Annotated in this window: 14 protein-coding genes and 1 riboswitch; of the genes, 2 read left to right on the forward strand and 12 right to left on the reverse strand. The window is 39.3% G+C overall.

Annotation, left to right across the window (positions count from 1 at the left end; translation table 11 throughout):
• Positions 1-111 precede the first annotated feature (111 nt).
• Positions 112-582, reverse strand: a complete 471-nt coding sequence (locus tag ACFX40_RS02565) for a MarR family winged helix-turn-helix transcriptional regulator (protein WP_263034407.1) — start codon at positions 580-582, stop codon at positions 112-114.
• 199 nt (positions 583-781) lie between these two features.
• Here ACFX40_RS02565 and ACFX40_RS02570 point away from each other — a divergent pair, with 199 nt between their 5' ends.
• Positions 782-1,549, forward strand: a complete 768-nt coding sequence (locus tag ACFX40_RS02570) for a DUF4931 domain-containing protein (protein WP_263034408.1) — start codon at positions 782-784, stop codon at positions 1,547-1,549.
• 156 nt (positions 1,550-1,705) lie between these two features.
• The gene (locus ACFX40_RS02575) at positions 1,706-2,437 is read left to right on the forward strand and encodes a ZIP family metal transporter (RefSeq protein WP_016763389.1); all 732 of its coding nucleotides are present in this window, start codon (positions 1,706-1,708) and stop codon (positions 2,435-2,437) included.
• A gap of 64 nt (positions 2,438-2,501) precedes the next feature.
• On the opposite strand, the gene ACFX40_RS02580 is transcribed toward ACFX40_RS02575, so the two are convergent.
• The 11 genes from ACFX40_RS02580 to ACFX40_RS02630 form a co-directional block, all read right to left on the reverse strand.
• Positions 2,502-2,741 carry an aspartyl-phosphate phosphatase Spo0E family protein gene (locus tag ACFX40_RS02580; RefSeq protein ID WP_013082228.1) on the reverse strand — a complete coding sequence of 80 codons (240 nt, stop codon included), beginning with the start codon at positions 2,739-2,741 and terminating at the stop codon, positions 2,502-2,504.
• Between the two features lie 277 nt (positions 2,742-3,018).
• The gene (locus tag ACFX40_RS02585; RefSeq protein ID WP_176550061.1) at positions 3,019-3,156 is read right to left on the reverse strand and encodes a hypothetical protein; all 138 of its coding nucleotides are present in this window, start codon (positions 3,154-3,156) and stop codon (positions 3,019-3,021) included.
• A 128-nt stretch (positions 3,157-3,284) separates the two neighbouring features.
• Positions 3,285-4,625 (reverse strand): CoA-disulfide reductase, encoded by a 1,341-nt coding sequence (locus ACFX40_RS02590; protein ID WP_263034409.1) that lies wholly within the window; start codon positions 4,623-4,625, stop codon positions 3,285-3,287.
• Positions 4,626-4,711: 86 nt separating this feature from the next.
• Positions 4,712-5,746, reverse strand: coding sequence for an ABC transporter permease (locus ACFX40_RS02595; RefSeq protein ID WP_028407894.1), 1,035 nt, complete (start codon positions 5,744-5,746; stop codon positions 4,712-4,714).
• Positions 5,743-7,248 carry a sugar ABC transporter ATP-binding protein gene (locus ACFX40_RS02600; protein ID WP_263034410.1) on the reverse strand — a complete coding sequence of 502 codons (1,506 nt, stop codon included), beginning with the start codon at positions 7,246-7,248 and terminating at the stop codon, positions 5,743-5,745. Before ACFX40_RS02600 ends, ACFX40_RS02595 begins: the two co-directional genes overlap by 4 nt.
• Positions 7,249-7,264: 16 nt before the next feature.
• Positions 7,265-8,341: a sugar ABC transporter substrate-binding protein gene (locus ACFX40_RS02605; RefSeq protein ID WP_060746714.1), complete on the reverse strand. Its 1,077-nt coding sequence runs from the start codon at positions 8,339-8,341 to the stop codon at positions 7,265-7,267.
• A gap of 122 nt (positions 8,342-8,463) precedes the next feature.
• Positions 8,464-8,979: a 1,2-dihydroxy-3-keto-5-methylthiopentene dioxygenase gene (locus ACFX40_RS02610; RefSeq protein WP_013082223.1), complete on the reverse strand. Its 516-nt coding sequence runs from the start codon at positions 8,977-8,979 to the stop codon at positions 8,464-8,466.
• A 15-nt stretch (positions 8,980-8,994) separates the two neighbouring features.
• Positions 8,995-9,633 carry a methylthioribulose 1-phosphate dehydratase gene (locus ACFX40_RS02615; protein ID WP_028407891.1) on the reverse strand — a complete coding sequence of 213 codons (639 nt, stop codon included), beginning with the start codon at positions 9,631-9,633 and terminating at the stop codon, positions 8,995-8,997.
• Positions 9,630-10,295: a 2-hydroxy-3-keto-5-methylthiopentenyl-1-phosphate phosphatase gene (locus ACFX40_RS02620; RefSeq protein WP_263034411.1), complete on the reverse strand. Its 666-nt coding sequence runs from the start codon at positions 10,293-10,295 to the stop codon at positions 9,630-9,632. The genes ACFX40_RS02615 and ACFX40_RS02620 overlap by 4 nt, the downstream gene beginning before the upstream one ends.
• Positions 10,292-11,536, reverse strand: a complete 1,245-nt coding sequence (gene mtnW / locus ACFX40_RS02625) for a 2,3-diketo-5-methylthiopentyl-1-phosphate enolase (protein WP_263034412.1) — start codon at positions 11,534-11,536, stop codon at positions 10,292-10,294. Before mtnW ends, ACFX40_RS02620 begins: the two co-directional genes overlap by 4 nt.
• A 79-nt stretch (positions 11,537-11,615) precedes the next feature.
• Positions 11,616-11,722: riboswitch (SAM riboswitch) on the reverse strand.
• A 130-nt stretch (positions 11,723-11,852) separates the two neighbouring features.
• Complete coding sequence (locus ACFX40_RS02630) at positions 11,853-13,025, reverse strand: pyridoxal phosphate-dependent aminotransferase (RefSeq protein WP_114324428.1); 1,173 nt, start codon at positions 13,023-13,025, stop codon at positions 11,853-11,855.
• Between the last annotated feature and the right edge of the window lie 26 nt (positions 13,026-13,051).

Below are 13,051 nucleotides of genomic sequence, written 5' to 3' on the forward strand. Positions count from 1 at the left end.
TTCCTGTTAATTTCAATTTTTTGTCACTTTTTATTTTTTATGTCGATTGGTTATGAAAGAAGTCATAGAAAAAACTCGTTTGTTCAACAGAAACAAACGAGCTTTCCTTAATTAATTAGTCGATCCCGGTAAAAATTCATCTGCATAGTGCCCCAGTTTCTTAAGCATCGAAATAGCAACTTCCTTTTCTTCGCTAGACAGGACGGATAAAATATCATGAATTCTTTTTTCATGACTCGGAAACATACTTTCAATCATTTCCTTGCCTTGCTGAGTGATCGCTGCGTAGGTTACACGGCGATCGTTCGGACAAGCAACGCGCTCTAAGAAGCCTTTTTTCTCAAGCTTGTCTACTACATACGTAATACTGCCGCTTGCGAGTAAAATTTTTCCGCCAATTTGCTGCAGAGGCTGTTGACCTTTGTGATACAATAACTCTAGGACAGCAAATTCAGTTGGATTCATTCCATGCTGTTGAATAAATTTATGCACATGATCATTAATTGAACGATTGGCACGAGATAGTACAATAAATAATTTAAGAGATTGGTCTAACTCTTCTCTAGTTACATCATTCGTCATTTTAATCAGTTCCTTTAATATTATCTTGATATCAAGATAATACTAAAATTTCCCTTCAAAGTCAATCAAAGCAGACTTATTTCATCGGTTATTCTCTCCGCTTGTACAATTTTTTCGATAAAAAATGTATATAAGTGGATTTATACATATGCTTTTAATACAATAAACATATGACCATTACATAAAAAGGTGAATGATTATGAAACCAACCCATTTATTATTTAATTCCGCGATTGGTTCACAAAAGCCTGAAACAATCGTTAACCGGCAAAACCCCTGTCCCTTTTGCGACGTAGAATCTCTTACTGGCATTATTGAAAAACAAGGACCTATCATTTGGCTGAAAAATAAATTTCCCGTTCTGCAAGATGCTTATCAGACGGTTATTATTGAGACCGATGAGTGTTCTTCAGAACTGTCTATTTATCCAAAAGAACATCTGTACACCTTGCTGAGCTTTGCTACTGAACGATGGATATCGATGATGAACAGCGGAGAATATGCTTCTGTTCTTTTCTTTAAAAACCACGGCCCCATGTCCGGAGGATCATTACGACATCCTCATATGCAAATTATTGGTTTAAATGAGATGGATGTAAATGAAAATGTGAAGCTAGAGCAGTTTGAAGGAGTCACAATTGCCCAAAATGAACACGTCACATTTAATTTATCTGCAAAACCTAGAATGGGCTTTTTTGAATTTAACGTGATAACGGATCAGCTTGACAAAGAGATGCATGTATTTGCAGATTATCTTCAAACGGCTGCTCACTATTTATTAAATCATTTTCATCGTAGCTGCACGAGCTATAACTTATTTTTTTATAATCTTAAAAACGGCAAAATTGCGGCGAAAATCATTCCTCGCTTTGCCACATCTCCTTTGTATGTAGGATATGGCATTCCTCAAGTTTCCAATAAGCTTGAGCACATTGCTAACCAAGTTCAGGAGCTGTACTTTACCTAAAAAGTTGAACCTTCACTGGTTCAACTTTTTTGTAAGGTTATTGCATAAAGCTATTCACTTTTAAAATAGTCATGCTCATAGAAACAAAAAAAACATACACTAAAAGAACGATGTGAATTGAGGATAAAAAGAAGAATACGTAAAAGGAGACGGTTTATGACTGAGGTACTAATTGGAAGCATTCTTTCTGCGCTATCGACTGGAGTAGGCGCTTTGCCTATTCTGTTTTTGAATCAAGAACTCACTCATCGCTGGAAAGATATACTTCTTGCGCTCACTGCAGGTATTATGACAGCTGCTTCTACTATGAGCTTGATTCCAGAATCTCTTCAAAGCGGCGGATTTTTTTCCTTAGCAATTGGCTTACTGCTTGGAGTTGTAACATTAACACTCTTGGAGCAGAATATTCCTCACATTGACCTTGAACATTCTAAAACCGGCATTCAATTTGATGAAAAAGCACTTTTAATTGTTTCCGCTATTACTTTGCATAACCTTCCTGAAGGACTGTCTGTTGGTGTTAGCTACGCTTCAAATGTTGAAAATACAGGGAACTTAATCGCCCTTGCAATTGGTCTTCAAAATGCACCTGAAGGACTGTTGGTCGCGCTATTTTTAGCTCAGCAAAATATCAGTAAAATAAAAGCATTTTTAATTGCTACCCTTACAGGCTCTGTTGAGATTGTAACATCTTTACTCGGGTTTTATTTAACTAATTTTGTTGATTCTCTCGTTTCATATGGATTAGCTTTTGCTGCTGGAGCCATGCTTTTTATTATTTATAAAGAGTTGATTCCGGAAAGTCACGGCGATGGAAACGAAAGATTTGCTACTTATTCGTTTATTTTTGGTATTTTGTTTATGATCTTTTTAATTAACATTTTTTAAAGGTGAAGAGAGGCCACGGGCAGCATAATTGTTTTACTGCCCGATCCCGAATGCTTGTCCTGCATTACAGCTTTGAAAAAGATAAAAAGCGGCTAATCAGTGTGGCAAACGATGTCTTTTCTTCCTCTTCTTTTAAACGCTGCTTTTGATAAACGAGTAAGAGCTGATCAAGCTCTTGACTACAGGTAACGGTTTCTTCATTAGTCAAACCTTTTTCTTCTCCGAGCTGCACCATCTTTTGTCTTTTTTGGACGATTTCTACTAATAATCTCTCTGATTTCGTTCTATTTCTCACTCCAAACACAAAATCCTCTCCTATGACAAAGAAATTAGCTTATAACGCATTATTACAAATTCTACTAAATATGTAAATAGAGTCGCAATAATAGACATTTTTTTTGCAAAAAAATTATTTTGTCGGAATTTACAAACGCTTACATTACTATAGGAATACCATTTATCTTTTTTTTACAACTTGTTTTTCGACAAAAGATGCTGCTTGTCGAATCGAAAAAAGATTGAGACATAACGAAATAAATCTAATCGAAAGACGAACAAATGAGATACATGAGCTGGACTGCTTATGACACCGCAATTGATTTCCGTGCAAAGCTTCGCTTTCCGCGGGCGGCCGCTGAGCCTCCTCGTCGCTTTCGCTCCTGCGGGGTCTCACCTGTTCCGCTTTTCCCGCAGGAGTCTTCGCCTTGCCCTTCAATCAACTGCTAGAAGGAACGAAACAAATAAAACGATGTGCACCATCACAAAAAAAAACGAACCACTCATCAAACAGTTTGATGAATGGTTCGTTTTTTACTTGGACTCAACTACTTTTGTCCCAGCCTCTTTTTTATTCAGCTTTCTGAGCAGCAATTTGTACAGCATCCCATACCGTAGCAAAAGGAGGAGCGTACGAAAGATCTAGCATGGTTATTTCATCTGTTGTGAGACGGCAAGTAATAGCTGTCGCAAATACATCGATTCGTTTTGCTACTCCTTCTTTCCCAATCATTTGAACCCCCAAAATCTCTTTTGTTTCAGGGTGATAAACAAGTTTTATCACAATCTTTTCAGCTCCTGGATAGTAAGAAGCATGACTCGGAGCTTCGGCTGTGACGGCTTTGTATAAAAGAGAATTTTCTCTTGCTTCTCTTTCTGAAATGCCGGTTTTTCCGATTTCATAGTCCATCACTTTGACAATACTTGTACCTATAACACCGGGAAATTCTCGACTTTCTCCCCCTAATCGGTAACCAAGAACCCTTCCCTGCTTATTGGCAATGGTTCCAAGAGCAATATGAACATCTTTTTTTAATACGCGGTGATAGCTCGTTGCACAATCTCCTGCTGCGTAGATATGTGGCACGTTGGTTTCCAACTTCTCATTTACTAAAATAGCTCCATTTTCAAGCATCCTTAGTCCGTTTCTTTCTAAGAATTGCGTATTCGGACGAACTCCTACATTTACAATCACTAAATCTGTTTGATACGTTTGACGGTTTGTTTGAACGTGAGTGATGGAACCATCTGAATGCAGCAATGCTTCCACTTCTTCTTCGAAATGAAATAAAATATCGTCATCTAGCTGCTTTTGTAAATGCTCTGCCATTTCTTGATCTAAAATAGATAGAATCTGCTTTCCCTGTTCAATAACCCGTACTTCTTTTCCCAAAGCCTTCATTGCTTCAGCTACTTCCATTCCGACATATCCTCCGCCGATAATGGTGACTTTCTCTACGGAGTGAGCCTGTAGATATGTATAGATTCTTTCGCTGTCTTCTAATGACTTTAATGTGCATACATTCGGCATGTGATCACTCATAAAATTGGGTTTAACAGCCGTTGTTCCAGTTGCAATGATGAGTTCATCATATGTTATCTCTTTTTCCGTTGACGTCTTTACATCTTGCACTACTATGTATTTTTTTGTATGATTTACTTCTTTAACTTCGTAGAAAAGATGGACGGAGATGTTTCGCTCTTCAAATTCTTGTTTCGTCCGAGCAATCAAATCGTCTTTTTCTTTTACAACTCCTGACAGATAGTAAGGCATGCCACATGCGCTGTAAGAGATATCTCCACCTTTTTCAAACACAAGGATTTCCACTTCTTCTTTTTCTTTCATCCGGCGAAGCTGTGAAGCTGCGCTCATTCCGGCGGCTACTCCTCCTATAATGACGACACGTTTCATCTATACTCCCTCTTTCTACATAAATAATAAGCTATACTATTGTTTTTCCTTATTCTTCCCGATTTCAAACGAAAAAAAACGGCTGTTTACACAGCCGTAGATGTTTGTTTCGAGCGGTAATATGTTAAAGCCAAGGCTCCTGCTAATACAGCTCCTTTAATAATGTCTTGCATATAATACGGAACATTTAGCATCGTTAACCCATTTAACAGCACACCAATTAAAATAGAGCCAATCAGTGTCCCGAATACATTCGGTTTCCCTGCTCCAAATACGGAAAAGCCAATGTATGTAGCAGCTACGGCATCCATTAAAAATGGTGAACCCGCGTTTACTTCTCCTACTCCAATACGGGCAGCTAAAACGACTCCTCCAATTCCAGCAAGCAAACCTGAAAACATATAGGCATACATACGGTAACGATTAACCGGTACGCCCGAAAGTCTTGCTGCTTCTATGTTCCCTCCTGTTACGTAGAAAAAACGCCCAAACTTCGTATAAGAAAAAACGATATGAACAAGCAGCACAGTCAGCAGCATAATGATAACAGGAACAGGAATACCTAGTAAGTGACCTTGCCCCAGCGCAAGGAAAGATGGAATAAAAATTCCCGGAGCTCTGTCTCCGCTTGGTAAAGGCATATTGGTATAAATAGCTGAGCCTTTTGTATACGTTAATAAAATCCCCTGTACGATGAACATCATGGAAAGAGTGGCTAAAATATCAGGAATCTTTACTTTCACTACTAAAAAAGCATTTATTAACCCGATAAGAAGCGATGCAATAATCGGAACAATGATAGCGACTGCAATTTCTTGTCTGTGTAAAACAAGCATAGAGGCTGATAAAATAGTGGCTAACCCAGCCGTAGACCCTACAGATAAATCGAGTCCGTTGACGGTTAACGATATCGTTACACCAAGCGCTATTAAGGTAACAATGGAAATAGAGCGCAGGATATCACTAATGTTTTCTCCTGTTAAAAAGTTAGGTGTGGCAATGGAGAAAATAATCATAATAACAAAAATCATTAAGACTGTCCCATATTTATAAAAAAAGTCGAAAACGCTTATTTTTCTCTTTGGTTTCGCTACAGGTTCTGTTACATACTCCGCACTCATCCTTTTACTCCTCCTGCTGTATAATAAAATAATTTTTCACTAGTTGCTTCTTCTTTGGATAATTCTTTCACGATTTTCCCGTTGTACATAACATAAATTCGATCCGCTACCCCTAGCAGTTCCTCGAATTCACAGGTTGCATAAACAACGCCTTTTTGCTGTGACACAAGATTTGTAATTAAGTCGAATATTTCTTGTTTGGAGCCCACATCGACCCCTTTAGTTGGTTCATCAAACAACAGCACGCTAGAGTCCGTAACAAGCCATTTTCCGATTGCTACTTTCTGCTGATTTCCACCGCTTAACGTTCCAACTGACTGCTCGATAGAATGAGACTTTACGCCAACTTGCCCAGTCGTTTTCTGCGCTTTTTCTTTGATCTTTCCCCGCTTTAGAAATGAATAATTTGTAAAGCGGGACAGACTTGGCAAAACTAAGTTATCGGCAATGGATTCATGAACAAAAATTCCTTCTTTTCTTCGTTCTTCAGGAACAAGAGAAAGACCTTGTGCAATATAATAATACGGCTGCTTATTCAACTTTAATTTCTTGCCTTTTAATCGAACGTTGCCGCTCACATATTGTTCTAAACCAAATAGACTGCGGCAAAGCTCCGTTTTCCCCGCTCCAACAAGCCCTGCAATACCGACTACTTCTCCTTCTTTTACATGAAAAGAGATATTAGAAAGGCGCCCTGGAAGAGATAATGCTTCTACATGTAACAGTTCGTTTCCAATTTCTACTGATTTTTTGACCCATTGTTTTACAGAAGACGTTCCTAACATGAGCGTAATCACGTCTTCAATCGATGTATGTGAAGTTTCTTTTGTAGCTACATAGCGTCCGTCTTTTAAAACGGTTAAACGGTCGCAAATATCAACCACTTCTTGAAGGCGATGTGAAATGTAAATAATGCCTACTCCGCTTTTCTTCAGCTCTCTCATCACAGAAAACAATTGTTTCGTCTCTTCCACACTAAGAGGTGCGGTTGGTTCATCCAAAATTAAATAATCAACATTCTGTACAATTGCACGTGCAATAAGCACCTGCTGTTTTTCTGATAGAGTTAGGTCAACGACATTTTTTTTAACGGATAGAGAAGAGCCAAGTAAAGAAAGAGCTTCTTCCGCTTTCTTATAAATAGATTTCCAGTTTACAAATGTCTTACTTTTATTAGAAGTCTGCACGTCTAACACAATGTTTTCAGCTACTGACAGCGAAGGAATCAGCGCTACATCTACTTCTTGATGTACAATGCCGATGCCGTGGCGCTTAGCTTCTTTAGGAGAAGAAATGGAGATTTCTTCTCCGTTTTTGAATATTTTCCCTTCGTACTCATCGTAAGCTCCGCACAATATTTTCATCAGCGTACTTTTACCGGCACCATTGGCTCCCAATAAAGCATGGATTTCCCCTTTTTGAACAGTAAAATCAACTTTGTTCAGCGCTTGAAAAGAACCAAAGTTTTTTGTAATGTTCTTCATTGAAAGCTCATTCGTCATATCTGTCCCTCCATTTCTATTCTTTATTGCCCCATTCTTTTACGTACTGACTAAGCTGATCCATATTAATCGTTTGATTAGGCAAGTCTGTTTGTTTGACTAAAACCGGATCAAATGAATAGTAGCGAGGAATCTCTTGACCGGAAATCTTTTTAAGAAGCAGATCAACTTGCTTTTCTCCTACTGAAGCTGGATTTACGGCAGCTGACGCTTTCCACGGACTGTTTTTTGCCTGCATCATTTGCAGATCTTCATCAGATAAGTCCACTCCGTACACTTTAATCTCGTCTCGTCCCGCTTCTTTAATCGCTCTTGTTACTCCTTTTGCAAATTCGTCCCAAGGTGCCCAAACGGCCGCGATGTCTCCTTTATTTGGATACTGCTTCAACACAGCTGCCATTTTATTTTGTGTGTCTAATGAGGTGTTGTCCGTTGCGCTTCCAAACGTAGCAATTTGTTTTACATCTGGGTAGCGATTCATCATAATTTTATAAATGCTGTCGCGCTTTTCCATCGGCGCAAAGCCTCCAACAAACGCATATACAATGTTTCCTTTTCCATTAATGTCCTGCATCATTTGTTTTAGACCCTGCAGCGCAAGCATATAATCGTCTTGGTCAATTGTTGTAACGCCTTCTACTTTTAATTCTACGTCTGTTGCAATAACGGGAATTCCTTTTGCAATCGCGCGTTTCACGCCAGGTTCAAGAGTTTCAGCCCGGCCGTGGTCAATCATAATACCGTCAACATTTTGGTTAATAGCCGTGTCTAAATAAGCAGCCATTTTGGATTGATCATTGTTTGAATCAGAAACGGATAGCTGTACCCCTGCTTTTTTAGCCGCTTTTGTCACACCTGTTATGTACTGAGCAGCGTGAGTGCCTGACGTAAATTCAGAAATAAGCGCAATTTTTGTATCTTTCGTAACCTTTTTTCCTTCTTGCTGTACAGGCTTAGCAGAAGCCGCTTGCTGCGCTGGAGCTGCCTGTGCTTTCTCGTTTAGACTTGGCTGTTCTTTCGTGCAGGCAGCCAGCGCAAAGACTAGAAGCACGAGCAAAGTAAGTGGCCACAGCATTTTTTTACTCTTTTTCATGGTGTTCCTCCCATTAAACTTATTATTCATATAAAAATAGTTAGTTTTATAATAGTCCAAAGAATACCCCGCTTTTAGATGTAAAAGCGGGGTGATGATGACCTATGCTTTACAAGTAATTGTTATGCGTAAATAGGTACCCATCCTTCAGTTGTCACGAAAATTCGGACAGCGACTACTTTACGATCTTCCATTAGTGTAAAGTAATGAAGAATATTTTCTGGTACTGAAATTAAATCGCCCGGCTCTAATTCAACATCAAAAAATTCGCCGTCTTTTCCTTGGATAACAAAGATTCCATGACCGCTTACAATAAAGCGAACTTCGTCATCTGTGTGAATATGCTTGCGCTGAAAGTTTTTTAACAATTCATCAATATTTGGTGTAGATTCCGATAACGAGATAACATCTTGAGCTTTATAACCGCGGCGTTCAGAAATATCTTTAATATCCTCACCAAAAGCGTTTAAAATTTCTGTTTTTTCTTCATCAGTTAAATCATATTTTTCACGAAGATTTTCTGGAAGTTTTGTAATGTCCCAGTTTTCATAAATAACTTCATTGTTTGCCAGAAAAGCTGATACTTCCTCTTGAGTTTCAATTCTTTTATTGTTTACATGTAAGCGAATGTGCGCCATTGTTGTTTCCTCCTTTTATAAATGCACCTTTGGCTTAATGCCTTTAAGTGACAGTAATTTGACGTGGTAGCTAAATAGAAATTCATAGGCTTCTAGCGCTTTTTTTGTTTCAAATGCATTTTTCCCCCATACCGTAATCCCGTGGTTACGAATCAAAATCGCGCCTTGATCGCCTTTTATATGATGAGAAAACTCTTCTGCTAGTGTCGGAATATCTGCGTAATTCGGAATAATCGGAACAGTAATTTCCGCATCTTCTTCCCAAATACCTAGCGCCTTAATAATTTCTTGACCTTTGAATGAAATAACGCCTTCATCTCCGTACAGTTCAGAGATCACGTTATTGTCGATTGTATGTACATGAAGGCTGCACCCAGCATTCGTTAAATTGTAAATCTTAACGTGCAGAAGCGTTTCAGCAGAAGGCTTTAAATGCGTGTCTTCTGCAGGCTTTCCGTATTGATCAACTAATAAAAAATCTTCATTTGTACGTTTTCGTTTATCTTTTCCACTTGCTGATACAAAGAAAGTTGTTGGATTTTGGTCCACTTTAATTGCTAAGTTTCCGCTTGTACCGAAGAACCAATCGCGCTCTGCCAGCTCATCTTTTATATCCGCAAGCTCATGCAACCTTTGCTGAGCCATGATACTCATGCTTTCACCTCTTCTGTTAATTCTTGTAAATGATGAATTACATCATAAAAAGTAGAAAAAGGACGATACAGTAGAGATAGCTCTTCACATTTTTCAATTAAAAAGTCACGTGCAATGACCGTATCAGCTAATTTGGCAGCCTGCAAATCCGTAATGGAATCGCCAATAACAACCGTATGATCTCTTTCATCTGCAAGATGGCGAATAATCGTTGGCTTACAGCAGCCGCAGTCATTTGTACACTGTTTATCACATGTATGAGGCCACGTAATGGAAATATGCTCACCGGAAAAATCAGATCCGTTGCAGTAGAGCATTTCCTCTGCAACTCGATTTCCCAAAAGTGGTTTTACAAAAAAGTCAATTCCTCCGCTTACAATATAAAGCGGAATATGGTGCTCTTTTGTATAGGCAATAAAATCATCAAATCCATCTCGAATAGCAGACGTCTCTAAAATATAAGAAATAATATCTTCTTTTAATTCCACGGGGAGCAAGGCAAACATTTGCCCTACTCCTTCTTGAATGGAGACGCGCTGTGCCAACACGTCGTCTTTAATACTTTCCCACTCCGGAGGAGCAAATTGTTTCATAATAGCAATAATGTTATCGCTATTTGTAATTGTTCCATCAAAGTCACAAAAGATTTTTAACGATGTCATGCTTTCACCTCTACTGTTCCCCATAGTTGCAAAGCTTTTTGCAACTCTTTTGATTCTTCAGCTTTTTCGGCTAATGTTTGATGAGAGAGTACTGCATCTATCGCCGCACGGAATGCTTTTCCTCCTCCGATAGCTCCCTCTGGATGACCGTGAACTCCGCCTCCTGCATTAATAATGCTGTCGATTCCAAAGTCCTTCACAAGCTGCGGTACCATTCCAGGATGAATTCCTGCTGAAGGAACCGGGAAAGACTGCTTATATTTGTGTACAGGACGCGTTAATTCGTAGGCAATGCCTGTCGTATCTTCAAGAGAAAGCGCTACGCTTCCGTATGGTGATGGAAACAGAGAGAAATCCGCTCCGGCTAAACGCAATAGCTTTCCAAGCAGTAATGAATTTGAAAAACCGTAAAACTCTGATGGCGTAAGCGCTCCGCTAACAGCTGGGTGTGCCATAATCGGCAAGTTAATTTCATCGTCTTCTCGAAGTGCCTGCAGTACGTCTAACCCGTAAGCAAATACATTGAATAAAAGAGCATCGGCTCCTAGCTCAGCTGCTTTTCTCGCTTTTTCTTTTAATTCAAACGTTCGACCCGTTAAATTAACAGCATACAGCGTGCGGTGTCCCGTTTTTTCGTATACTTCATTCAGTACTTTTTTCCCTTCTGTAACGCGAGCTTCAAAAGGTGTTCGTTCACTATCAAACAAAATCTCGTCGTCTTTAACCAAATCCACTCCGCCAAGCGCTTGCTCACGCAGCTGAGTTGTTAAGTACGTCATATCTCTTCCAATCACGCCTTTAAAAATACTCATCACAAGCGGACGGTCATAAACGCCTAGTTTCTCTCGGATACCTTCTATTCCAAAGCGCGGGCCTGGGAATTGAGCTAATAATTCATCAGGAAAATCCAAGTCTAATAATTTCACTTTTCCATCAAGTGATAGTTTTCCGAAAACCGTAACTAGAATAGCCGGTAAATCTCTTGAAAAGTTAGCAGTTGGATAAGCAATTTTGACAATTGCCTGCTTAATTTCTCCGCCTAAATATCCGTTTACACGTTCGCAATCTTGAAGCTCAGTTACGGACACGACGCGCCCTTTATGCTTTTGAAGCTGCTGTTGATCTAAAAGCGGCAGATCTGTCCATGAGCCGACGGTTAGTCCTAAAGCAATTCCTTCCGCTTTTTTATGAAAATTTCCTTTATTATCATGTAGTAAGTAGCTTGCAACGATTTCACTCATTATGCTAAAAACTCCCTTGCTGTTTAATATCGTTAATAAAAAAACCTCTTCTGTGATTAAGAAGAGGCTTTCGTTGCTCTTCTTATCTCTCAGCTGCTGCTGCAAGAATTAGCACCGTGCTTAACATGCGTTAAGTCGGTTGCCGGGCTTCATCGGGCTAGTCCCTCCACCTACTCTTAATAAGAAAGTTGCTATTTATTTAAATTAAATTCATAGATTATATACTAAAAAAAAAATACCGCTAGGATTTATCGGTTATTAATCTCGTTAACTTCTTACATATTAAGCCAACTCAAAAAGGATTGTCAATGCGTTTTTAAAATAAATTTAATTTTTTTATTCGAGATACAGCTTCTCTCATACGCTCTTCATCCGTCAGCAGTCCTACGCGCACATAGCCTTCACCATATGTTCCAAAGCCTACTCCAGGCGCCACTACAACGTGAGCTTTTTCGAGAAGTAAATCTGAAAACTGTTCAGAAGTATATCCTTCAGGAACTTTTAGCCATGCAAAAAAGGAGCCCGCTGGAGATGTAACATCCCAACCAATTTCTCGAAGCCCTTGAATAAAGGTATTGCGTCTAGATTCATAGCGCTTAACTAAATCATTCACACATTGTTGAGATTCTAACAGAGCTGCGGCTGCTGCCTCTTGAACCGCCCCAAAGAGACTGACATACATATGATCTTGAAGAAGATTAATAGCTTCTACAACACTTTCATTTCCTACAGCAAATCCAACTCGCCATCCCGCCATGTTATACGTTTTAGAAAGAGTATAAATTTCAATTCCCGTCTTTTTTGCACCAGGAGTCTGTAAAAAACTGATTGGCTTTTTGCCATCAAATCCAATTGCTCCGTAGGCAAAGTCGTGTACCACACAAATATCGTGCTTGGCAGCAAACGCCACGGTGTCTTCAAAAAATTCTGCCGTTGCCACTGCACCAGTAGGATTATTCGGATAGTTTAAAAACATGAGCTTTGCCTGTTCTTTAGCACGTTCACTTATCTCTTCGTATACGGGTAGAAAATGATTTTCAGCCGTGAGCGGCATCACTTCCATCTTTGCCTTTGCAAGCTCTACTCCAGACCAGTAATCAGGATATCCAGGATCGGGAACCAGCACCGTATCTCCAGGGTTTAATAAGCACTGCGGGATTTCTACAAGTCCACCTTTCCCGCCAAACAAAATAGCTACTTCTTTTTCAGGATCCACATCAACGCCATATTCTCGTTTATAAAAAGTCGCAACGGCCTCTTTTAAAAACTGGTGCCCCCGAAATGGAGAATATTTATGATGCATAGGATTAGCACTTGCTTTTTGCAGTGTTTCTACAATATGTGAAGGAGTAGGCTGATCGGGATTTCCCTGCCCTAAGTTAATAACGTCGTGCCCTTGGGCCATTACTTTTCCTACCTTGCCTACAAGTGATGCAAAAAATTGTTTTGGTAAACTTTTTAATAGTTCCGATTGCTCAAATTGTTTCATCATCGCACACCTTCTCAAAAAATTCT

The organism is Priestia sp. YIM B13552, assembly GCF_042787775.1.
Lineage (GTDB): Bacteria > Bacillota > Bacilli > Bacillales > Bacillaceae_H > Priestia > Priestia megaterium_E.